This window comes from Intrasporangium sp. (genome assembly GCF_040414665.1).
GTDB lineage: Bacteria > Actinomycetota > Actinomycetes > Actinomycetales > Dermatophilaceae > Intrasporangium.
In genome coordinates this window covers 75931-97592 of sequence record NZ_JBEDUL010000064.1, presented here as the reverse complement: position 1 = coordinate 97592, position 21662 = coordinate 75931, and the positions used below count along the sequence as shown (strand labels likewise).

The following is a 21662-nucleotide window of genomic DNA, read 5'->3' as shown; positions in this document are numbered from 1 at the left end:
GCGCGCTCAGCCGATGCGGCGGCGGACCATGTCGGCGACATCGCGGATCTCGCCGACCCGGAAGGTGTGTGCCAGGGCAACGTAGACGATGACGAAGAGCACCCCCGCGAACGAGAGGACGACCCCGCTCGTGAAGAGGCGGTCCACGACGCTCGACGGCGCCGTCGGGTCTCCGAGGATGGGAGAGAGCACCGTCATGGTGCCCCAGGCGAGCAGGCCCGCAGCGGCGGCGGCGACACCGATCCGGGCCGTCGAATCGACGATCTGGCCGAGACCGAGCAGGCCGAGTCGTCGCCGGAGCAGGATGATGCCGGTCGTCGAGCTGGCGACGTTGCCGACGGTCTGGCCGATGGCGACGACAGCGATGGCCCACTTCGGCTCGAGAGCAAAGGTGATGAGGCCGGCGGTGAGCGAGGTCGTCGTCAGCACCGCTTGCATGAGCAGGGGCGAGCGTCCATCCTCGAGGGCGAAGAAGACGCGGTAACACAGCAGGTCGATGCCGAAGGGCACGATCCCGAGAATCATGACGACGAGGATGATGGCCGCGAGCTCGATGGATGGACCGTCGATACCGGGGTTGAGCAGGGCGACGATCGGCGTCGCAGCCACCATGACGAAGACCATCACCGGCACGTTGGCGACGAGCGGCAGAATCATCCCTCGGCGGAAGTCGGCCTTGAGCGTCGCGACGTCGTCGTCGGCGGCCGACTTCGACAGCCGGGGGAAGAGCGCCGTGATGATGGAGACCGCGATGAAGGCGTGCGGCAGCATGAAGATGGTGAAGGCCACCGTGTAGACCGACGTCGCTCGCAGGGGATCGTCGGGTGGCCGGCCGGAGCGGCCGGCGGCCGTGTTGAGCACCCACTGCGTGATGAAGAACCCCAGCTGCGATACCGCCAGACCGGTGAAGGCCCAGACAGCGAGTCGGCTGACCCCGCCGAGACCGACGCCACGCAGCCCCCACCGAGGGCGGTAGCGGAACCCGGTCCGGTAGAGCGCCGGAAGCAGCCACGCGGCCTGGGCGATGACCGACACCGTCGCCGACCCGGCGAAGAGCCAGATCATCGGGTCCGTCCACTGGTCGGGAGGCCGGGGCAGCGGCTGGCCCTGGGTGTTGACGACCTGGGGTGCCGGGAAGACCGCGATGAACACGAGCAGGCCGGCGACTGCGACGACGTTGGCGACGAACGGCGCCCACGCAAAGGCCCCGAACCGGTTCTTGGCGTTGAGGATCTGGCCGAACAGGGCGAACGCGCCGTAGAAGAAGATCTGTGGCAGGCAGATGAAGGAGAAGGCGAGCGCCAGCTGCTCGAAGTCGCTGCCTCGGTCGCCGGACAGGAGGGACACGAAGGCGGCCGCCCCGAGCAGGACGAGGATGGTGATCCCGCCCATCGCGATGAGGGCGACCGTCACGACGCGGTCGGTGAACTCCTGCCCGCCGTCGGGCAGCTTCATCGCTCGCGTCAGGGCCGGGATGAGGACGGCGTTGAGGATGCCGCCCGCGGCGAGGATGTAGAAGACGTTGGGCAGGGTGTTGGCGAGGTTGAAGGCGTCACCGGCCGCGAGGGTGCCGATGATCGCGGTGAGCAGGCCGGCCCGGACGACGCCAAGCGCCCGGGATGCGAACGACCCACCCACCATGACGAGGCTCGAGCGGGCCAGCGACCCTTGCTTCTCCGCCTGCGTCACCTGCGCCTCGGACATCAGCGAGTCGACACCTCGTGCACCAAGGCGGTCACCCTGGTCAACACGTCGGGGTCGACGTTGGGCGGTACGCCGTGGCCGAGGTTGAAGATGTGGCCCGGCGCCTGCCAGCCCTCCTCGACGATCTCGCGCACGCGCCGCTCGATCGCCTCCCAGGGCGCGAAGAGCAGTGCGGGGTCGAGGTTGCCCTGCACCGCGTAGCCGGGCCCGAGCCGCTCGACGGCGTCCGCGAGGCTGACCCGGAAGTCGACGCCGACGACGTCGGCGCCGGCCTCGCCCATGAGGCGAAGCAGCTCACCGGTGCCGACCCCGAAATGGATCCGCGGGACGTCGAGGTCGCTGACCGCGGCCAGCGCCGCAGCGGAGTGTCGCTGGACGTGTCGGACGTAGTCGGCGCGGGACAGTGCGCCGACCCAGGAGTCGAAGAGCTGCACGGCGCTCGCGCCGGCCTCGGCCTGGACGCGCAGGAACGCACCGGAGATCTGCGCCAGTCTCGCGCACAGCGCCTCCCAGAGCTCGGGATCGCCGTACATCATCGCCTTGGTGTGCTCGTGGTTCTTCGACGGCCCGCCCTCGACGAGGTAGGAGGCAAGGGTGAACGGCGCGCCGGCGAAACCGATGAGCGGGGTCGGGCCGAGCTCCGCGACGAGCTGCCGGACTGCCGCTGTGATGTACGGCACATGGTCCGGGGTGAGCTCGACGAGCTGGTCGAGATCCCGACGGTGCCGGATCGGACGTGCCACGACGGGCCCGACGCCGGCGACGATGTCGAGGTCGACTCCGATCGCCTTGAGTGGCACCACGATGTCGCTGAAGAAGATGGCGGCGTCCACCCCGTGTCGACGCACCGGCTGGAGGGTGATCTCGGTGACGAGCTCGGGCCGCGTGCAGGACTCGAGCATGGGGATGCCCTCGCGGACGGCCCGGTACTCAGGCAGCGAGCGGCCGGCCTGGCGCATGAACCAGACCGGTGTACGGGACACCGGCTGGCGGCGTGCAGCGCGCACGAGATCGCTGTCCCGGCGGTTGCCCGGGCCCGTCGAGACGGAGGCAGTGGACGTGTCTGAGTTCGGCACCGCTCAATCCTGCCACGCGCGCGGGGGTGCCCCGGCCAGGGACCTCGGCGCGCCCTGCGGACAAAACACCCCCGGCGACATACCCTCGACGGGTGCACACGAGAACGTTGCCGGGGAACCACGGCGCGGACTTCGCGAAGGTGCTCACCGCCCTCCGCGACGTCCGGGTGCGCTCTGACGTGCGACTGACCGAGGTCCCCGCCCCCACCCGGATCGCACCCTACGCAGCGGCGCTCACCGCCGATGTCGTCGACCCGGCCGACCCCGAGGGGGAGCTCGCAACCGGCCGGTTCGTCCTCCTGCACGACCCCGCTGGTCCGGACACGTGGTCCGGCACCTGGCGTGTCGTCACCTTCGCCCGCGCCGCGCTCGAGCCCGAGCTTGCCGGCGACCCCATGCTCAGTGCGGTCGGCTGGTCCTGGCTGACCGACTCCCTCAAGGGGCGGGCCCTCACCTGGACTGCCGAGGCGGGCACCGTCACCCGCGTCGTCAGCGAGAGCTTCGGCGGCCTCGCCGACCGCGCCGCCAGCGTGGAGATGGAGATCCGCGCGTCGTGGACGCCGCTCCGCGGCGCCCTCACCGAGCACCTGCGTGCCTGGGCCGACCTGTTGTGCACCATCGCCGGGATCCCACCCCTGCCGGACGGTGTCGTGCCGCTGCCCGGACAGCGCCGGTGAGCGCTGAGCCGAGCGGACCGGGCGACGACCGGCAGGCGCCGCTCATTCCCCTCACGATGCCGACGGATGGCGTGCCCGAGGTCATCACCGACGACCGTTCGCTGATGCGTGCTGCAGAGGCCGTCGCGCAGGGCTCCGGCCCGATCGGCATCGACGCTGAGCGTGCCTCGGGCTACCGGTATGGGCAGCGCGCCTACCTCGTCCAGGTGCGCCGTTCGGGTTCGGGCACGTTTCTCGTCGACCCCGTCGCCCTGCCCGACCTGACGCCGCTCGACGAGGCGATCGGCGAGGCGGAGTGGATCCTCCACGCCGCGACCCAGGACCTCGTCTGCCTCTCCGATGTGGGCCTGCACCCGCGCGTGCTCTTCGACACCGAGCTCGGCGGCCGGCTCGCCGGACTGCCGAGGGTGGGCCTGGGAGCCATGGTGGAGCACTATCTCGGCCTCCAGCTGGCCAAGGAGCACTCGGCCGTCGACTGGTCGGCCCGTCCCCTGCCCGAGCCGTGGCTGCGCTACGCCGCCCTCGACGTCGAGGTCCTGGTCGACCTGCGCGAGGCGGTGTTGGGGGACCTCGATCGACAGGGCAAGGCCGGCTGGGCCAAGGAAGAGTTCGAGTCGCTGCTGTCGTTCACCGGCCCTGAGCCGCGCATCGACCCCTGGCGGCGCACCTCGGGGATTCATCGCATCCGCGCTCGGCGTGGCACCGCCATCGTCCGGGAGCTCTGGCTGTGGCGGGACGCGGTCGCCCAGGAGCGCGACGTCTCCCCCGGGCGGGTGCTGCCCGACGCCGCCATCGCCGAGATCGCGATGGCCTACCAACGCGCGGAGCGAGCACCGCGCACCCTGACCTCCTCGGACCCACGCCTCGCGCGGTCGATCCGGCGGCACTCGGAAGCGCTCATCGACGTCCTCTCCCGTGCCCTCTCGCTCGCCGAGGACGAGCTGCCACCCCTCGCCCTGCCGTCAGTCGGTCCTCCCCCACCACGCACGTGGGCCGACCGGGATCCCGTCGCCGCCGCGCGCCTGGCCCGGGCCCGCGAGCTGCTCGGGGGCCTGTCGGAGGAGCTGGCCATCCCGGTGGAGAACGTCCTCACCCCCGACCTGCTCCGCCGTTACCTGTGGGAGGGGCCAGCCGCCCCGACGACAGCCGAGGTCGCCCAGGCCTTGGCCGAGATGGGCGCGCGCTCCTGGCAGACGACCCTGGCAGCGCCCCTCATCGCCCGCGCGTGCGCGGAGCACCCACGCCCCTGACGGGCGGACTCCAGCCACGGCGCGGACTCCACGGCCGACGAAGGGCGAGCCCAGCGGCATACGGGATGGCTCGTCGCGTGAGGACGGTCACGCGACGGTTCGTTGGAGCGGAAGTTACCCACTAGTAGGGTGGGTGGGAACGTCCCTTCTCTCCTCCCCAAGGAGGCCTCGTGCCCCGCCAGCTCAGTGAGGTCGTCTTCGTCGACGGCGTCCGCACCCCGTTCGGCAAGGCGGGTGACACGGGCATGTACGCCCAGACCCGCTCGGACGACCTCGTCATCCGCTGCATCCGGGAGCTGCTCAGGCGCAATCCCGCCCTGCCCAAGGACCGCGTGGAGGAGGTCGCGATCGCCGCCACGACGCAGATCGGCGACCAGGGCCTGACCCTCGGCCGCACCGCGGCGCTGCTCGCCGGCCTGCCCAACACCACCCCCGGCTACTCCGTCGATCGGATGTGTGCCGGTGCCATGACAGCGGTGACCAACACGGCGAGCTCGATCGCCTTCGGCGCCTACGAGGTCGCCATTGCGGGCGGGGTCGAGCACATGGGTCGTCATCCGATGGGTGAAGGGGTCGACCCGAACCCCCGCATCCTGGCGGAGCAGGTCGTCGACCCCGACGCCCTCGTCATGGGCAAGACCGCCGAGAACCTCCACGACCGGTTCCCGCAGCTGACGAAGGAGCGGGCGGACGCCTTCGCCGTCGCCAGCCAGGACAAGCTCGCCAAGGCCTACGCCAACGCCAGGATCCAGCCCGACCTCGCCACCGTGGCCATCCGCCACGCGGAGCGGGGCTGGGGGCTCGCCACGGCCGACGAGCCCCCGCGCCCCGGCACGACCCTCGAGGACCTGGCCACGCTGAAGACACCGTTCCGGCCGCACGGCAAGGTCACCGCCGGCAACGCTGCCGGGCTCAACGACGGCGCGACAGCCTGCCTGCTCGCCTCCGAGCGGGCCGCCGCAGAGCTGGGGCTGCCGGCCCGGATGCGCCTCGTGACGTACGCCTTCGTCGGCGTCGAGCCGGAGGTCATGGGCATCGGTCCGGTGCCGGCCACGGAGAAGGCCCTCGCCAAGGCGGGGCTGACCATCGAGGACATCGGGCTCTTCGAGCTCAATGAGGCGTTCGCCGTCCAGGTGCTCGCCTTCCTCGACCACTTCGGCATCGCCGATGACGACCCCCGCGTCAACGAGTACGGCGGCGCCATCGCCGTCGGGCACCCGCTCGCCAGCTCCGGTGTGCGACTCATGACCCAGCTCGCCCGGCAGTTCGAGGAGCACCCGGAGGTCCGCTATGGACTGACGGCGATGTGCATCGGCATCGGGATGGGCGGCTGCGTCATCTGGGAGAACCCCAACCACGCCGACTACCGCAGCGACCACGTCGGCTCCGTCAGCAGGGAGGACGACAAGTGACCGCCGCAGTGTCCACCAACGAGACCACCAAGGAGACCACGTCCACGTCCGCGGGCGACTTCGGCGACGAGGTCGTCACCCGCGCGCACGTTCGTGACGTCGGCCTGCCCGGCGACGGCGGCACCCTCGCCCTGATCACGCTCGACAACGGCTTCGACCACACGAAGCCCAACACGTTCGGACCCCGGTCCATCGCCGAGCTCCATGCGGCGATCGACAGCCTGCGAGTGCGCGCTGAGGCCGGCGAGATCGTCGCCGCGGCCGTGACCGGCAAACCGTTCGTCTTCGCCGTCGGGGCTGACCTCACCGGCGTTCCCCTCATCACCGACCGCGGGCAGGCCCTCGCGGCCGCGCAGGCCGGTCACGCCGCCCTGGCAGCCCTGTCCGACCTGCCCGTCCCGACGTTTGCGTTCGTCAACGGTGCCGCCATGGGTGGCGGCGTCGAGCTCGCCCTGGCGGCGACCTACCGGACCGTGAGCGCTGGCGTCCCGGCGATCGCCCTGCCCGAGGTCTTCCTCGGCCTCGTCCCCGGCTGGGGTGGCTGCTGGTTGCTGCCGAACCTCGTTGGGGTCGACCGCGCCCTCCAAGTCATCATCGAGAACCCGCTCGCGCAGAACCGGATGCTCAAGGGGGTCGAGGCGTTCACGCTCGGTCTCGCCGACGCCATCTTCGAGCCGGCCGACTTCCTCGAGCGCTCGATCGAGTGGGCGGCCGGGGTCCTGTCCGGTGCCATCACGGTCGACCCGCCCGAGGTGGAACGGGACGAGGGTGCCTGGGCGGCCGCGATCGCCAAGGCCAAGAGCCTTGCGGACCTCAAGACCGGCCGGCAGGCCCCGGCGCCCTACCGGGCGCTCGAGCTGCTCGCCGCGGCGCGCACCGCGACCCGCGACGAAGGCTTCACAGCTGAGGACGAGGTCCTCGCCGAGCTCATCATGAGCAACGAGCTGCGCGCCGGGCTCTACGCCTTCGAGCTGGTCCAGAAGCGGGCCAAGCGTCCCGCCGGGGCGCCCGACCAGAGCCTCGCCCGCCGGGTGACGAAGGTCGGAATCGTCGGTGCCGGTCTCATGGCCAGCCAGCTCGCGCTGCTGTTCAGCCAGCGCCTCCAGATGCCCGTCATCCTCACCGACGTCGACGAGGAGCGCGTCGCCAAGGGCGTCGGCTACGTCCACGCGGAGCTCGACAAGCTCGCTGCCAAGGGCCGGCTCACTGCGGACCGGCTCAACCGCTACAAGGGGCTCGTGACCGGGTCGACGAGCAAGGACGGCTTCGCGGACGCCGACTTCGTCATCGAGGCGGTCTTCGAGGAGATGTCCGTCAAGCAGCAGGTCTTCGCCGAGCTCGAGGACATCGTGGGGGTCGACTGCGTTCTCGCGACGAACACGTCGAGCCTGTCCATCACCGAGATGGCCGGCGGGCTCGCACGCCCCGAGCGGGTCGTCGGCTTCCACTTCTTCAACCCGGTCGCGGTGATGCCCCTGCTCGAGGTCATCCCCGGCGCGCAGACCGACCAGGCCACGCTGGCCACGGCATTCGCGGTCGGCAAGGAGCTGAGGAAGACGTGCATCCGTGCGGCTGACCGCCCGTCCTTCATCGTCAACCGGCTCCTGGGACGCTTCATGGGTGAGGCGACCCGCATCCTCGACGAGGGCACCCCGATCGAGGTCGTCGACCGCGCCTTCGCCGGCCTCGCTCCGATGCCGCCGTTCGTCCTCATCGGTCTCGTCGGGCCGGCGATCGCGCTGCACAACGGCGAGACCCTCGTGCGCGCCTTCCCCGACCGCTTCCACTCCTCGCCGACGCTCCGGCGCCTCGTCGCGGCGAGGAAGCCCGGCTTCTATGACGTGAGCTCCGGCAGACCCGTGCTCGACCCGGAGGTCGCCGACCTCATCGAGAAGCCCGCCGAGCCCGTCGTCCTCGAGGTGCCCGAGGTGCGCGAGCGCGTCCTCGCCGTCCTCGCCGACGAGGCCCGTCGGATGCTCGACGAGGAAGTGGCCCAGTCCCCGATGGACCTCGACCTGGCCATGATCACCGGCGCCGGCTTCCAGTTCTGGAACGGTGGGATCACCCCACTCCTCGACCGCGCCGGGGTGGCCGAGAAGGTCACCGGGCGCCGCTTTCTTCCGCCGGGGGTCGCCACCCTGCCCGGTTGAGAAAGACCACGAGGCCGTATGCCGCTGAGCTCGGTCCCAGCCCCACGCTCCCCTGCGCGTCCGGCTGGGTCGCAGCTCAGCGGCATACGCGTGTCAAGTTGCGTTAACTCATATATGAGTTAACCTCGGTCCGTGTCTGAGACCTATTTGACCCGTATCGGCGGCCTGATCCGCGACGCTCGACGGCACAAGGGGATGACCCAGTCCGAGCTCGCGGAGCTGCTGGGAACCTCGCAGGGCGCCGTCACGAGGATCGAGGCCGGCCGGCAGAACCTCAGCCTGGACATGCTCGCCAAGATCGGCGACGCACTCGACTCCGAGTTCGTCTCCGTGGGTCACTCGGGCCCGCAGCACCTGCGGATCGTCGGGGGGAAACAGCTGTCCGGCTCGATCGACGTCAAGACCTCGAAGAACGCCGCGGTAGCGCTGCTCTGCGCGTCCCTGCTCAACCGCGGACGCACGACCCTGCGCAACCTGGCCCGTATCGAGGAGGTCAACCGGATCCTCGAGGTCCTCGCCTCGATCGGCGTGCGGACCCGCTGGCTCCCTGACAGCAACGACCTCGAGATCATCCCTCCGGCAGAGCTGAGGCTCGAGGCCATCGACGTCGCGGCCGCGCGGCGGACCCGGACCGTCATCATGTTCCTCGGACCCCTCCTGCACGACTATCCGGAGTTCCAGCTGCCCTACGCGGGCGGCTGCGACCTGGGCACGCGGACCGTCGAACCGCACCTGGCCGCCCTGCGCGCCTTCGGGCTCGAGGTGACCGCGACGCACGGCTTCTACGAGGCGCGCTCGAACCGAAGCGTCAACCCGACCCGCGCCATCGTGCTCACCGAGCGCGGCGACACCGTCACGGAGAACGTCCTCATGGCGGCGGCCCGCCACGAGGGGACGACCATCATCCGCAACGCCTCCCCCAACTACATGGTGCAGGACCTCTGCTTCTTCCTCGAGAGGCTCGGCGTCCGGATCGAGGGGATCGGCACGACGACGCTCGTCGTCCGCGGCCGTGCGCACATCGACGTCGACGTCGACTACGCACCGAGCGAGGACCCCATCGAGGCGATGAGCCTGATCGCCGCCGCCGTCGTCACCCACTCATCGATCACCATCTGCCGTGCCCCCATCGAGTTCCTCGAGATCGAGCTGGCGACGCTCGAGGAGATGGGCATGAAGTACAACCTCAGCGAGGAGTACACCTCCGCGAACGGCAAGACCCGCCTGGTCGACATCACGACGGTCCCCGGCTCGCTCCGGGCGCCGACCGACAAGATCCACCCGATGCCGTTCCCGGGGCTCAACATCGACAACCTGCCCTTCTTCGCGCTCATCGGTGCGGTGGCCGAGGGCAGCACGATGATCCATGACTGGGTCTACGAGAACCGGGCGATCTACCTCACCGAGCTGACCAAGGTCGGGGCACGGGTCCAGCTGCTCGACCCGCACCGCGTGATCATCGAGGGGCCCACCCGGTGGCGGGCCGCGGAGGTGGTGTGTCCGCCCGCGCTGCGCCCGGGGGTCGTCATCCTCCTGGCGATGCTCGCGGCGCCCGGCACGTCGGTGCTCCGGAACGTCTACGTCATCAACCGCGGGTACGAGGACCTTGCCGATCGGCTCAACGCCCTCGGCGCAACCATCGAGGTCTTTCGCGACATCTAGATCGCTGGCCATGTGGGCACATGCGGTTCATGGCACCGGGTGCGCACTATCCCAGCCGCGGTTGGATTGGTGCGGACGACCTCGAGTGGGTGGCGCTGGGTCGGGGACCACGTGGGCCAAGCGCCCGGATCCGCCGCGCCGAGTGCTGTCGCTCCTCCCATGCGCGAGGCCATGCAACATTCCGCTATGCAGCTGCGACCACGATGGCGCCATGTGCCCGTCGCTCGCCGTCCCGGGGCCGTTGACGCCGCTCCATCTCGATGAAGCCCGACGTGGCCGGGCTTGGATCCAGAATCCAGCTATTTGGCCGAGCGTGCATGTACGCGGCCTGCCCCATCCCCCGACCGACGAACGTACGGATCCGCCGCGTTGAGTGTTTGGCCACCGGCGTCGACCCGACTCGCTACGTTGAATGGAACCGGGAGAGACCGGGAGTCCTGCGCAGTGTGCACGATGTCAGCGACCCCCGACGTCGCCAAACGTGATCAAAGGGGAAGGTCTCATGAGAGAGACACGCGTCAACCGGTTCCGCTACCTGATCCCGGGCCTGGTGCTGGCCATCGCAGGGGTGGTAGCGCCCGCGTCGGCGCACGCCGCCGACAGATCGGTCACCGGCTTCACCTTCAACAACATCAGTGCCTCGAGCGCGCTCAACAGCGTGCCCGACTCCTCGACCGACGTGGACGACGTGACGCTCGCGCCGGGCGAGATCCTGTATCTGCCCGCCTCTGCGGACCCGAACGCGTTGACCGGCTGGATCAAGCACGCGGACGGCACGAAACAGCCGTTCACCTCCGCGGACTACACGGTGGCCACGGGCGCAGGCCAAGGGCTCGAGCTGACCTTCACCGGCGTCGACGCCAGCCCCGTCCGGGCGTACCAGTCGACCCAGGTGCCGGCGATGTACATCAAGACGACCAACCCCGGCGGCCTCGACTGGATCGAGGAGTCCAAGGACAACGTGGACACCGGTGGCGCGATGGCGCTGGTCGGCTCGGACGCAGCTGCCGCGCCCATCTACAACAACCTCCTCGGGGAGATGAAGGGCCGCGGCAACTCCACGTGGGTGTACCCGAAGAAGCCCTACCAGATCAAGCTCGGCTCGAGCACCGAGCTGGTGCCCGCAGCGGGTGCGCACAAGACCTGGATCCTGCTGGCCAACTACCTCGACGCCTCCAACATCCGCAACGAGGTCAGCTACAACCTCGAGGGCGCACTGCTCAAGCGGCAGGGGCTAAATGACTACTCCATCAAGGGGCGCATGATCGACCTCTGGATCGATGGCGGCTTCCGCGGCTCCTACTACCTCACCGAGAAGGTGCAGGTTGCCCCCACCCGGTTGCCCCTCACCGATCTCGACAAGGCGAACGAGGCGGCAAACCCTGGTCTTGACATCGGGGCCATCACGCCCACGAAGGCTTCGGCCACCGACTCTCGCTTCGCGGGTCTGATGGAAGCGCAGTACGTGGACTTCCCCAACACGCCGACCGACTACAAGAACGGTGGCTACCTGCTCGAGATGGACTTCGCGAACGGGTCGCGTGCGGAGAAGTCGTACTTCATCACGAAGCGCGGGACTCCCTTCACGGTCAAGTCTCCCGAGATCGCAAACGCGGCCGAGCTGGCCTACATCGCTGGCTACGTCCAGAAGCTGGAGGACGCGATCTACGGCACCGGGACCGGCTACGCCAACTATCTCGATGCCGGGTCCTTCGCCAACTACTACGCACTCCAGGAGCTCATGGCCAACGACGACGGGTTCAAGTCGAGCACGTACTTCTACATGGACAAGGGCAGCAAGCTCTTCGCCGGTCCTGTCTGGGACTCGGACCGGACCATGGGAAGCCTGAAGTCGGCGGCCGATCCTGCCCTCATCCACGTCGCCAAGCTCGCCCGCGTCAAGCCGCAGTGGATCAAGCAGCTGCTCGCGCACACCGACTTCCGTCAAGCCGTGCAGCAGGCCTACAAGGACAACGTCGCCCCCGAGGTGGGCGCACTCCTCACGGGCGGCGGTCTCGCGTCCTATGCCAGTGAGGTCGCAGACTCTGCCCGGCTCAACAAGCTGCGCTGGCCCACCACCAGCTCGCAGACCGTGTGGTCCAGCACTCCTGCTGGCGACATCGCGACCCTGCGCACCTATCTGTCGCAGCGCCAGACGGGGATGAGCAACCTGCTCGGCGGGGCCGGATTCCTCAAGAACGCCCGCCTGGCCGACGGCACTTACACGATCGTCAACGGCAAGCTCAATGTCGACGTGAGCGGTGCGTCCAAGGTCGCCGCTGCAAACGTCCAGGTGTGGACCCCCAACACGACCGCGGCCCAGAAGTTCACGGTCAAGCGCGGAAACGACTCCTTCTACACCATCACGAACGTCAACTCCGGTCAGGTCCTCGACGTAGCAGGGGGAGTGGCAGCCAGTGGGACCAACGTCCAGCAGTACCCCTCGAACGGCACGCTTGCCCAGAAGTGGGCCATCGCCAGCTATGACGGGACCAACTTCACGATCGCGTCGGCGCTGGGGACCATGATCCCGGCGACCACCGGGGGCTCGGACAACGGGTTCGTGCTCGAGGCGAAGGGCTCGGGGACGACGGCCGGGACGAACATCCAGATCGCGAGCGACACGGCGACGGCCGGCCAGAAGTTCGCGTTCGGCGCGGCTCTGGTCGACGGTCGAAAGTACGAGATCTCTTCGAAGCTGGCCAAGGGCGTGGTCCTTGACGTCGCTGGAGGCAGCACCGCAAACGGTGCGAACATCCGGATCTGGAGCGCCAACGGCACCAACGCCCAACGGTTCACGCTGCGCAACCTCTCCGGCGACATCTATGAGGTGCGGACCGGGACCACCACGGGCAAGGTGGTCGACGTCGCCGGCGGCCGGAAGACCGCAGGGACCAACGTCTGGCAGTACCAGGCCAACGGTTCTGCCGCCCAGCGGTGGTCCATCCGGCCCACCGGTGACGACGACGGTAGCTACTACTTCGTCTCGAACGTGAGCGGTCTCTACCTCGATGTTGCAGGCGCGAAGACCGCGAACGGCACGAACGTATGGACGTGGACCGGCAACAAGACCGCCGCACAGAAGTTCTACCTCAACTAGAAACGAGACGTCGACATGGCCTGACCGACGCGCATCGGGGCGTGGTGGACACCCCTGGGCGCGACCCGGCGGCGGGCCACATCGCTACCGCGGATTTGTGTCTGGCAGGCACATGATCGGGTCGGTGGCCGGTTCATAGTCTTCCGGCATGCCCGACGCCCGCCATGACGCTCGCGACGCCGCTCCAGGGTCCATCGCACCCCTCCGCGTGACGACCCCCTCGACGGCCAATGACCCCATCGACCTGAACGGCAGGACCGCCCTCGTCACCGGGGCCGCCAGCGGCATCGGCGCCGCCATCGCTCGGTCGCTGAGCAGGGCGGGAGCCAAGGTGCACGCCGTCGACCGCGATGAGGCGGGGCTGGCCGACCTCGCCCGCGAGTCGGGCGTCAGCCCGATCCTCGCCGACCTGGCCGATCTCGATGGCCTCGCGGGACTGCCGACCGCCGTCGACATCCTCGTCAACAACGCGGGAATCCAGCACGTCAGTCCCATCGAGGAGTTCCCGCTCGAGCGGTTCGACTTCATCATCGACCTCATGCTGGTCTCTCCCTTTCGCCTCATTCGGCAGTCGCTGCCCCACATGTACGCGCAGGGCTGGGGACGGATCATCAACATCTCCAGCGTCCACGGCCTGCGCGCCAGCGCCTTCAAGTCGGCCTATGTCACCGCCAAACACGGACTTGAGGGCCTGTCCAAGGTGGTCGCCCTCGAAGGGGGCCCGCACGGCGTGACGTCGACGTGCATCAACCCGGCCTATGTGCGCACGCCGCTCGTGGAGAAGCAGATCGAGGACCAGGCTCGGACCCACGGCATCGCGCCGAGTGAGGTGGTCGACACGATCATGCTCTCGCCGGTCGCCCTCAAGCGGCTCGTCGAGCCGGACGAGGTCGCCGCCCTGGCCCTGTTCCTCTGCGGTCCCGCGTCCGCGTCGGTCACGGGCACGTCCTTCCTCATGGACGGCGGGTGGACGGCCCACTGAGGGAACACACCTGGTCCACCGGTGCGTCGCCCCGTGCGCCGATGCCGAAGACCCTGCCTAAGATCGGCCCCGTGACGACGACACCGGACACCTCGACCGAGCAGGTTCTCCACCTGCTCGAGCTGCTGGCGTCCGGCGCCACCGTCGCCGATGTCGCCGGCGCCGACGCCCCCTCGGCCGGACGTGACCTGGCCCTGCGCATTGCCCACACCCGCGACGTGCACCAGCGCCGAGAGGCCGGGCTCGCGGCGTTGCTCGACACCGCCCGCGAACTCGCCACGGAGCACGACCCGGCCCAGGTCCTCGAGGCGATCGTCCGCCGCGCCCGCCACTTGCTCCAGACAGACTTGGCATACCTGACGCTCTACGACCCGGTGGCGAAGGACACCTACATGCGGGCCACCTCGGGATCGGTCTCCGCGGCCTTCCAGTCCGTGCGCCTGGCCCTCGGGGACGGACTCGGCGGGCTCGTCGCCTCGACCCGGAAGCCGTACTGGACCGCGGACTACTTCTCGGACGCGCGATTCCAGCACACGCGCCCGATCGACGGCGCCGTCGGCGAGGAGGGGATCGTCGCCATCTGTGGCACGCCCCTGATCGTCGAGTCAGAGTTCGTGGGGGTGCTGTTCGCAGCCAATCGCACCGCGCGGCCGTTCACGCGCGAAGAGGTAGGCCTCCTGGGCAACCTGGCCACGCTGGCGGCCGTGACCCTGGTCCAGACCCGGGCTCTCGCGGATGCCGAGAACGCCGTCCGGGCGCTGCAGCAGGCCCACGAGACGGTGCGCCAGTACGCCGCTGGCGTCGAGAAGGCTGCTGCGGCGCATGACCGCTTCGCTGCCCTCGTCCTCGGTGGCGGCGGAGTTGCCGGCATCACCCACGCTGTCGCCGAGCTGCTCGGCGGTTGGGCAGTGCTCGTCGACGAGGGCAACGCGGTGCGGTCCGCGACGGGCCCGGCGCCAGACCTCATCGAGGGGCCGGGGTTTCAGGAGCTCCTCGGGCAGGCGAGCGAGGCCGGTGGGCGCATCGTCCATGTGGACAACACCTACGCCGTGCGGATCACCGCGGCTCACGAGCAGCTCGGCACTCTGTTCATCGGTGACGTCGGGGACCTCAGCGACTCGGACCGCCGCACGGTGGAGCGCGCCGGCATGGTGACGGCGCTCGTCCTGCTCTTCGAACGAAACGCCGCCGATGCGCGGCAGTCCGAGCGCAACCGGCTCATCTCTGACCTCGTCACTGGCAGGGGCGGTGACGCCGAGCGCGTCCAGCTCGCCCGGGCATGGGGCTTCGACCCCCTCGTCGAGTTCTGCGTCCTCGTCATGCGCGGAGAGGACCGCGCGGCGAACCGCGCCCTCGTCATGTCCGTCGGCACGGCCACCGGGGAGGGCTCCCTCGTCGGCTCGCACGACGGACACATCGTGGCGCTCGTCCCTGGGCAGGACCCGGACGCGCTCGCGAAGTCGGTTGCCGCTCGCCTCAGCCGCAGGTCGCCCGTGACCGTAGCGGGAGTGGGACCAGTTACCGGCGTCGACGGGATCCCTGCTGCCCACGAGGAGGGAGCCCGGACGGCTCGAGCGCTCATCGCGCTCGGTCACCGTGGCCACGGTGCGGCCGCGACCCAGCTCGGCTTTGCCGGCCTCATCGTCGGCTCCGACCCTGACGTGGCCGAGTACGTGAGGCGGCTCCTGGCACCGATCCTCGACTACGACGAGCGCCGTGGCACCGACCTGGTGGGCACGCTCGAGGCGTACTTCGCGGCCGGCTCGAGCCCACGCCACGCCGCCGCGAGCCTGCACGTCCACGTCAACACGGTGTCGCAGAGGCTTGAGCGGATAGGCGCGTTGCTCGGGGCCACCTGGCAGCTCCCGGACGAGTCCCTGGAGCTGCAGCTCGCACTCCGACTGCGCAGGTTGCTCGCGCAGGACTGACGCCCCTCCCGCCGGGATCAGTGGCGCAGGCCCAGGTGGCGATCGATCGCGTCGGCGATCGCCTCGATGCCCGGAGCGTCCAGGATGACGTCGTAGTGGTTGGCGTCGACCGGGGTGACCGCCACCTCATGCGGGACCCCGAGGGCGGCGAGCCGCTGCTCGTCATAGAGGCCCTGCGGCTCGTTGAGCAGTCCTCGCCGCGCCCACACGAGGTCCATCGGCTTGCCGAGCTCGACGGCTCGACGGACCGCGCCATGCGTCTGCGGATCGGCCAGGATGTCCGCTCCATCGGCCCGGACCGCGTTGAGCTCGCAGGAGCTGCGCCACCGCCCACCGCCTGCCTCGTCCTGCACCAGGTCGTGGGTGAGGTACTGCCGGACCGCCTCGCCACCCGGACCGCGCAGGGCCGGCCCCAGACTCGGGTGCGCCTGCCAGAACGCGAGGTAGTCGTCGACACCGTCGAACCGCATCGCGAGGCGGTCCATGGCAGGGCCGATGACCGCGGTCAGTGCCGCATCGATGTCGACCTCCGCCGGCGCAGGGATCGCCAGCCCCCCGTCCACCAGCACCGCACCGGAGAACCGCTCCGGATGCGTGGCCAGGGCCAGAGCGGAGATGAACGCGCCCATGGAGTGACCGACGAGCAGCGGCGCGGCCGCGAAGACCAGGGCGATCGAGCTGAGGTCCTCGACGTGGGCCGCCAGCCCGTAGGGGGCCGGCACCCGTCGGCTACCACCGCGGCCACGCAGGTCCGGCGCCAGGAAGCGCACTGCGCCTGATCCATGACGGCGATCGACCTCATCGGCCACCCGTCGCCACGACAGGCCGTTCGCGGTGATTCCGTGGACGGCCACGACCACCGGAGCACCTTCCCTGGCCACGCCGACGGTGAGGTCATGGATGGCGAGGCTGCCGATCGGCTGCTCGATGACGAAGTCGGGAGCGATGCTCATGTCGCGCGGCCTCTCCTGATGAGCCGGCCTCCGAGTCCCGTCAGGCCGGCCGGTGCAAAGTAGACGATGATGATGAAGAACAAACCGAGGATGAAGAGCGGCTCGGACAGGACCTGCTGGACGACGTCCGGCAGCGCGTCAAGGAAGCCCGCGCCGCTCAGTTCCACGAGCCGTGCATCGGCATAGGAGTAGAGGAAGCCGCCGAGCAGCGCGCCCCACATGCTGCCAGCTCCACCGAGCACGACCATGATAAGCAGGGCCAGGGTGAACTCGGTCGTGGTCACGTGCGGATTGGACCCGCCCAGAACGAGGGCGTGCACGATGCCGCCCAGCCCGCCGAGGACGGCTCCGACGACGATCGCCAGCAGCTTGACTCGGTACGTGTCGAAGCCGAGCACTGCAGCGCGGGCTTCGTTCTCGCGAACCGCGGCCATGGCGTGACCGGCGCGCGAGCGCACCAGCAGCGTCACGATGACGAACGCCACGACGACGAAGCCGAGCGCCAGCCAGTACCGGTACGGCGCGTTCGCCACGCCGACGAGCAGCTCTGGCACGGCGTCGCGGTTGAGGGACTTGCCCTCCTCGCCCCCGGTCAGGCCGCCCGCGTTGCGCATGACGATGATCGACGCCGCCTGGGCAAAGGCAAGCGTCACCATGGCGAAGGCGATCCCGCCGACCCGCAGCGCGATGCCGCCGACGACGAGCGCGAGCAGTGTCGTCACGCCCAGAGACAACAGGATCGCCACGGGGAGCGGAAGCGCCCAGTCGGACAGGGAGATCGTCAGCAGGTAGCTGCCAGCGGCGACGAAGAGCGCGTGCCCGAAGCTGAGCAGCCCGGTCCGGCCGAAGATGACGTCGTAGCTGAGGGCGATACCGGCGATGACGAGGCACGTCGCCAGCAGCTGGAGGCTGCCCGGCCCATTGACCCGACCCGGCAGGAGACCGGGCACCTCGATCGGCACGTACGGGAGGTAGGCGAGCACGGCCAGCACGATGATGGCCGGGAGGGCCTTGAGCGACACGGCGGTCCTCATGCGTGGGCTCCCTTCATTGACGTCGGGCGGAGCAGGAGAACCAGGGCGAGCAGCAGCACGACGGACAGGTCGCCCACGCCGCTTGCGGCGTAGAAGTTGGCCAGCTGCTGGACCAGACCGACGGCCACGGCCGCGACCGCGGTGCCGACGAGGGACCCCATTCCGCCGATGACGACGACGATGAAGGCGTAGATCAGCAGCGAGCCGCCCTGGGCGGGTGACACCGTCCCCGCGTACTGCGAGTAGAGCAGTCCGGCCAACGCGGCAGCGGAACCGCCGAGAGCGAAGACGATGGTGAACGTCCGATGGACGTTGATGCCGAGTGCCTCGACCATGGTGCGGTTCTCGACACCGGCGCGGATGATCAGGCCGAGGCGGGTGTAGTGCAGCAGTGCCTGCAACCCGAGGAACACGGCGAGTGCCACCGCGATGAACAGGAACCGGTCATTGGGCAGCCGGGCTCCGAGGAGCGTCGTCGTGCTGGCCATCCACTCCGGCTTCTCCACCGTGCGCGGGTCCGCTCCCCAGATGCCTTGTGCTGCCGCGACGCTGGCCAGCGACAGACCGACGGTGGCGAGCACCTGCTGGATGTGGTGCCGGTAGAGGGGCCGGATGAGGACCACTTCGACGATGAACCCGACGACGGCACCGACCACGAGTGCGACGAGCACGGCCATGGCGAGGCGTGCCGCAACGGAGAGGGTGGCCGGAAGGGCCCCCATGGTGAGGAATCCGGCGTACGCCCCGGCCATCATGAAGGCGCCATGGGCGAAGTTGAGCACGCCCATGAGGCCGTAGATGATGCTGAGCCCGCTCGCCGCGAGGAAGTAGAGGGCCCCGAGACCGAGGCCCGTGACGAGGATGAGCACGAGGTCCGTCATGCTGCCCCCTCCCGTCGCATCGAGACGCCGAGGAGCTCGCGAGTCAGCTCCGGATCAGCGACGAGCTCTGCCGCACCGCCGCGGTGCACGACCTGGCCGGCGTCGAGCACCACCACCGTGTCGGCGATCCGCCGCACGAGCGGCAGGTTCTGCTCGACGAGCAGGATCGGAGTGGTCCTCGCGACCTCCGCGAGCACGTCGGCCACCTCGGTGACCAGCTTCGGGGCGAGACCCTTGGTCGGCTCGTCGATGAGCAGCACCGAGGTATCCCTGAGCAGGACCCGGGCCAGCGAGACCATCTGCTGCTGGCCACCGGAGAGCGTTCCGGCGCGCTGCTTGGCACGGGCGAGGAGGTCGGGGAAGAGCCTGCCCACGATGGGCGCCTCAACACCTCGGTCCGGATCGACGAGGCGCAGGTTCTCGTCGACGGTGAGGCCACCGAAGACCTCCCGGTCCTCGGGGACATAGCCGATGCCGCGGCGGATGATCCGCGTCGTCGGCTCATCTTGGATCTCCCTGTCCTGCAAGATGACTCGGCCGGTGCGCGGGGCGAGGCCGATGATCGCCTTGAGCGTCGTCGTCTTGCCCACGCCGTTGCGCCCGAGCAGGGCGGTCACGCCGGTTGCCGGCACGGTGAACGAGACACCCTGCAGGACGTGCGATCCGGCGTAACGGACGTGGAGGTCCTCGACCGAGAGCACCGGGCCGCCCTCGCTGCCGGGTGCGGCCGCCCGGTCGAGGGCCGTGGTCATGTCAGTCACAGGGCTTCTCCAAGATAGGCCTGTTGGACGCGTTCATCGGTCGTCACTTCCTGGGGGGATCCGGAGGCGAGCAGCTGCCCGTGGTGGAGCACCGCCACGCGGTCCGCGAGGCCGAGGACGACGTGCATGTGGTGCTCCACCATGGCGACGGCCACGCCCGAGTCGCGGACCTCGCCGATGATCTCGGTCAGTCCGTCCACGTCCTCGGCGGACACGCCGGCCATGGGCTCGTCGAGGAGCAGGACCTTCGGGTCCGAGGCCAGCGCCATGGCGAGCTCGAGCTTCCTGCGGTCACCGTGCGAGAGGTCCCGCGCCGGAGTCGTCGCCTTCCCCGGCATGCGGACCCGCTCCAGGAGCGTGTCCACGTCCTGGCCGGCGGCCCCGTCCCGTCCGGGACGTGCCACCCGGAACGGCGAGAACGGCGCCGAACCGCTGGCCTGGATTGCGAGGTGGACGTTCTCCCCGGCCGTCAGCCCATCGAAGAGCGCCGAGGTCTGGAAGGACCGCGACAACCCCAGACGAGCTCGCCGCGTCGCTGATCGCTTCGTGACGTCATCGCCGCCCAGCCGGACCGACCCGGTTGTCGGGCGGGTGACCCCGCTGAGGATGTTGACGAGCGAGGACTTGCCCGCCCCGTTGGGGCCGATGATGCCGAGCAGCTCACCGGCCCCAACCTCGAGCGAGACGTCATCGAGGATCTGGGCGCCACCGATCTTCCAGCCGATGGCCTCCCCGCTGATGACCGGTATGGTCACTTGAACGGCGTGACCGGGGGGGCGACGGCCGCGGCGTCGAGGGTCTCGCCGAGGACTGGCGTGACGTTGCTGCCGTCCTGCTTGAGCGTCGCCGTGAACATCGGCTGCAGCAGCGCGTGATCCTCGGCACGGATCTCGAGCTGGCCCTTCGGTCCCTCGAACTTCCAGCCCTCGAGCGCGGACACCATGGCGTCAACGTCCGAGTCGCTCGCCTCGATGGCGTGGGCGATCATCTGGGCCGCGACAAAGCCGTCGTTGGTGAACAGGTCGACCGAGGCGCCCTGCTCCTTCATGCCTTCGTCGAGCGCCTTGTAGGCGGCGTTGTCGGCTGCCCCGTCGAAGAAGTGCGAGAGGAAGTTGATCTGCGTCGACGCCTTGCCGAAGATCGCGTGGGTCGGCTTGATGTCGAGACCCGTCACGACCTTGGTCGACTCGAAGACCCCCTGCTGCTCCAGCGTCGACCACATCGCGGCCGCGTTGGTGCCGGCCCAGGCGACGAAGAGCAGGTCCGGAGCCGCACCCTTGATCTTCGTGGCGAACGGGGTCACGTCGGTCGCGGCCGCGGGGACCTCGACGGAGTCGACCTTTGCGCCCTTGCCTCCGAGGACGGCGGTGACGGCGGCGATGTTGGCCTTGCCGAAGGCGCTGTCCTGCGCGAGGACCGTGACCTTCTTGCCCGTCACGTCGCCGAGCATGGAACCGGCCGTCGCGACGTCCTGGAAGGTCTGGCGACCAGACCGGAAGGTGTACTTGTTCGCGCCCGTGACGGCGTCAACGGCCGCTGGGCCGGAGACGAAGAGGACCTTGTTGTCCGCGGCGAGCGGCGCGACCTGCAGGGCGACCCCGGACGAGGTCGAGCCCGCAATGATCTTGTGGCCCTGGCCGATGAGGTCGGTCGCCGAGGCGACCGCCTTAGCCGGGTCGCCGGCATCGTCCTGCTCGGTGACCTCGATCTTGTGGCCGTTGACCGCCCCGGTGCCCTTGGTGGCGTAGTCCAGACCGGCGGCAAAGCCCTGGCGGTACTGCTCACCGTAGGTTGCGAGCGGACCCGACTTCGAGTAGACGAGGCCGACCTTGACGGGGGCCCCTGACGCCGCGCCGGCCCCCTGCGTGCCCTGGTCGGCCGGGGCGCCGGGCTCACCGGGCGCGCCACAGGCCGCCACCGACATGCTGAGCAGGGCTCCCGCCAGCACGACACTCCAACGCTTGGACACCATCGTCCTCCACCTCTGGTGGGTGCTCGCTTCCCTATGCGTCGCGAGATCCTTTGTCACCCAGCCGTTCCCGGCGAAAGTAGTTGAGCGCGTCTGCTCGCTTGGTGGGCTGCCCCACCACAA

16 protein-coding genes are annotated in these 21662 nt (G+C 69.5%); 8 read left to right on the top strand and 8 right to left on the bottom strand.

All coding sequences use genetic code 11. The features are described from left to right. Positions 1-6: 6 nt before the first annotated feature. Entirely contained in the window at positions 7-1704 is a 1698-nt protein-coding gene (murJ, locus tag ABF401_RS07360) for a murein biosynthesis integral membrane protein MurJ (RefSeq protein ID WP_353508888.1), read from the bottom strand. Then, positions 1704-2780 carry a uroporphyrinogen decarboxylase gene (hemE, locus tag ABF401_RS07355; RefSeq protein ID WP_353508887.1) on the bottom strand — a complete coding sequence of 359 codons (1077 nt, stop codon included), beginning with the start codon at positions 2778-2780 and terminating at the stop codon, positions 1704-1706. Before hemE ends, murJ begins: the two co-directional genes overlap by 1 nt. A gap of 92 nt (positions 2781-2872) precedes the next feature. Between hemE and ABF401_RS07350 the strand changes: the two genes are divergently transcribed. The 8 genes from ABF401_RS07350 to ABF401_RS07315 all read left to right on the top strand — a co-directional run bounded on the left by ABF401_RS07350 (position 2873) and on the right by ABF401_RS07315 (position 15941). Then, a complete protein-coding gene (locus ABF401_RS07350) occupies positions 2873-3457 on the top strand; it encodes a DUF3000 domain-containing protein (RefSeq protein WP_353508886.1) in 585 nt (194 codons plus the stop codon). Then, positions 3454-4707, top strand: coding sequence for an HRDC domain-containing protein (locus ABF401_RS07345; RefSeq protein WP_353508885.1), 1254 nt, complete (start codon positions 3454-3456; stop codon positions 4705-4707). Before ABF401_RS07350 ends, ABF401_RS07345 begins: the two co-directional genes overlap by 4 nt. A gap of 170 nt (positions 4708-4877) precedes the next feature. Further along, on the top strand, positions 4878-6119 hold the full coding sequence (locus ABF401_RS07340; RefSeq protein WP_353508884.1) for a thiolase family protein: 1242 nt from the start codon (positions 4878-4880) through the stop codon (positions 6117-6119). An 8-nt stretch (positions 6120-6127) separates the two neighbouring features. Beyond that, complete coding sequence (locus ABF401_RS07335) at positions 6128-8269, top strand: 3-hydroxyacyl-CoA dehydrogenase NAD-binding domain-containing protein (RefSeq protein WP_353509004.1); 2142 nt, start codon at positions 6128-6130, stop codon at positions 8267-8269. Between the two features lie 132 nt (positions 8270-8401). Continuing rightward, positions 8402-9931, top strand: a complete 1530-nt coding sequence (locus ABF401_RS07330; RefSeq protein ID WP_353508883.1) for a helix-turn-helix domain-containing protein — start codon at positions 8402-8404, stop codon at positions 9929-9931. Between the two features lie 502 nt (positions 9932-10433). Next, positions 10434-13031, top strand: coding sequence for an RICIN domain-containing protein (locus tag ABF401_RS07325; protein ID WP_353508882.1), 2598 nt, complete (start codon positions 10434-10436; stop codon positions 13029-13031). A 148-nt stretch (positions 13032-13179) separates the two neighbouring features. After that, the gene (locus ABF401_RS07320; RefSeq protein WP_353508881.1) at positions 13180-14013 is read left to right on the top strand and encodes a 3-hydroxybutyrate dehydrogenase; all 834 of its coding nucleotides are present in this window, start codon (positions 13180-13182) and stop codon (positions 14011-14013) included. 71 nt (positions 14014-14084) lie between these two features. Beyond that, on the top strand, positions 14085-15941 hold the full coding sequence (locus tag ABF401_RS07315) for a helix-turn-helix domain-containing protein (protein WP_353508880.1): 1857 nt from the start codon (positions 14085-14087) through the stop codon (positions 15939-15941). A 17-nt stretch (positions 15942-15958) separates the two neighbouring features. Here ABF401_RS07315 and ABF401_RS07310 read toward each other — a convergent pair whose 3' ends face one another. The 6 genes from ABF401_RS07310 to ABF401_RS07285 are packed head-to-tail and all read right to left on the bottom strand — an operon-like array spanning position 15959 to position 21542. Continuing rightward, complete coding sequence (locus ABF401_RS07310; protein WP_353508879.1) at positions 15959-16894, bottom strand: alpha/beta hydrolase; 936 nt, start codon at positions 16892-16894, stop codon at positions 15959-15961. Continuing rightward, positions 16891-17928: a branched-chain amino acid ABC transporter permease gene (locus ABF401_RS07305; protein ID WP_353508878.1), complete on the bottom strand. Its 1038-nt coding sequence runs from the start codon at positions 17926-17928 to the stop codon at positions 16891-16893. The genes ABF401_RS07310 and ABF401_RS07305 overlap by 4 nt, the downstream gene beginning before the upstream one ends. Next, positions 17925-18809, bottom strand: a complete 885-nt coding sequence (locus tag ABF401_RS07300) for a branched-chain amino acid ABC transporter permease (RefSeq protein WP_353508877.1) — start codon at positions 18807-18809, stop codon at positions 17925-17927. Before ABF401_RS07300 ends, ABF401_RS07305 begins: the two co-directional genes overlap by 4 nt. Then, on the bottom strand, positions 18806-19561 hold the full coding sequence (locus tag ABF401_RS07295) for an ABC transporter ATP-binding protein (RefSeq protein WP_353509003.1): 756 nt from the start codon (positions 19559-19561) through the stop codon (positions 18806-18808). The genes ABF401_RS07300 and ABF401_RS07295 overlap by 4 nt, the downstream gene beginning before the upstream one ends. Before the next feature lie 5 nt (positions 19562-19566). Then, positions 19567-20325, bottom strand: a complete 759-nt coding sequence (locus ABF401_RS07290) for an ABC transporter ATP-binding protein (RefSeq protein WP_353508876.1) — start codon at positions 20323-20325, stop codon at positions 19567-19569. After that, on the bottom strand, positions 20322-21542 hold the full coding sequence (locus ABF401_RS07285) for a substrate-binding domain-containing protein (RefSeq protein WP_353508875.1): 1221 nt from the start codon (positions 21540-21542) through the stop codon (positions 20322-20324). Before ABF401_RS07285 ends, ABF401_RS07290 begins: the two co-directional genes overlap by 4 nt. Positions 21543-21662 lie beyond the last annotated feature (120 nt).

What these genes read in the sequence shown, in the direction of transcription:
- murJ (WP_353508888.1), bottom strand. Translation starts at nt 1,704, where the DNA reads ATGTCCGAGGCGCAGGTGACGCAGGCGGAGAAGCAAGGGTCGCTGGCC.
- ABF401_RS07325 (WP_353508882.1), top strand. Translation starts at nt 10,434, where the DNA reads ATGAGAGAGACACGCGTCAACCGGTTCCGCTACCTGATCCCGGGCCTG.
- ABF401_RS07320 (WP_353508881.1), top strand. Translation starts at nt 13,180, where the DNA reads ATGCCCGACGCCCGCCATGACGCTCGCGACGCCGCTCCAGGGTCCATC.
- ABF401_RS07310 (WP_353508879.1), bottom strand. Translation starts at nt 16,894, where the DNA reads ATGAGCATCGCTCCCGACTTCGTCATCGAGCAGCCGATCGGCAGCCTC.
- ABF401_RS07305 (WP_353508878.1), bottom strand. Translation starts at nt 17,928, where the DNA reads ATGAGGACCGCCGTGTCGCTCAAGGCCCTCCCGGCCATCATCGTGCTG.
- ABF401_RS07300 (WP_353508877.1), bottom strand. Translation starts at nt 18,809, where the DNA reads ATGACGGACCTCGTGCTCATCCTCGTCACGGGCCTCGGTCTCGGGGCC.
- ABF401_RS07295 (WP_353509003.1), bottom strand. Translation starts at nt 19,561, where the DNA reads ATGACCACGGCCCTCGACCGGGCGGCCGCACCCGGCAGCGAGGGCGGC.
- ABF401_RS07285 (WP_353508875.1), bottom strand. Translation starts at nt 21,542, where the DNA reads ATGGTGTCCAAGCGTTGGAGTGTCGTGCTGGCGGGAGCCCTGCTCAGC.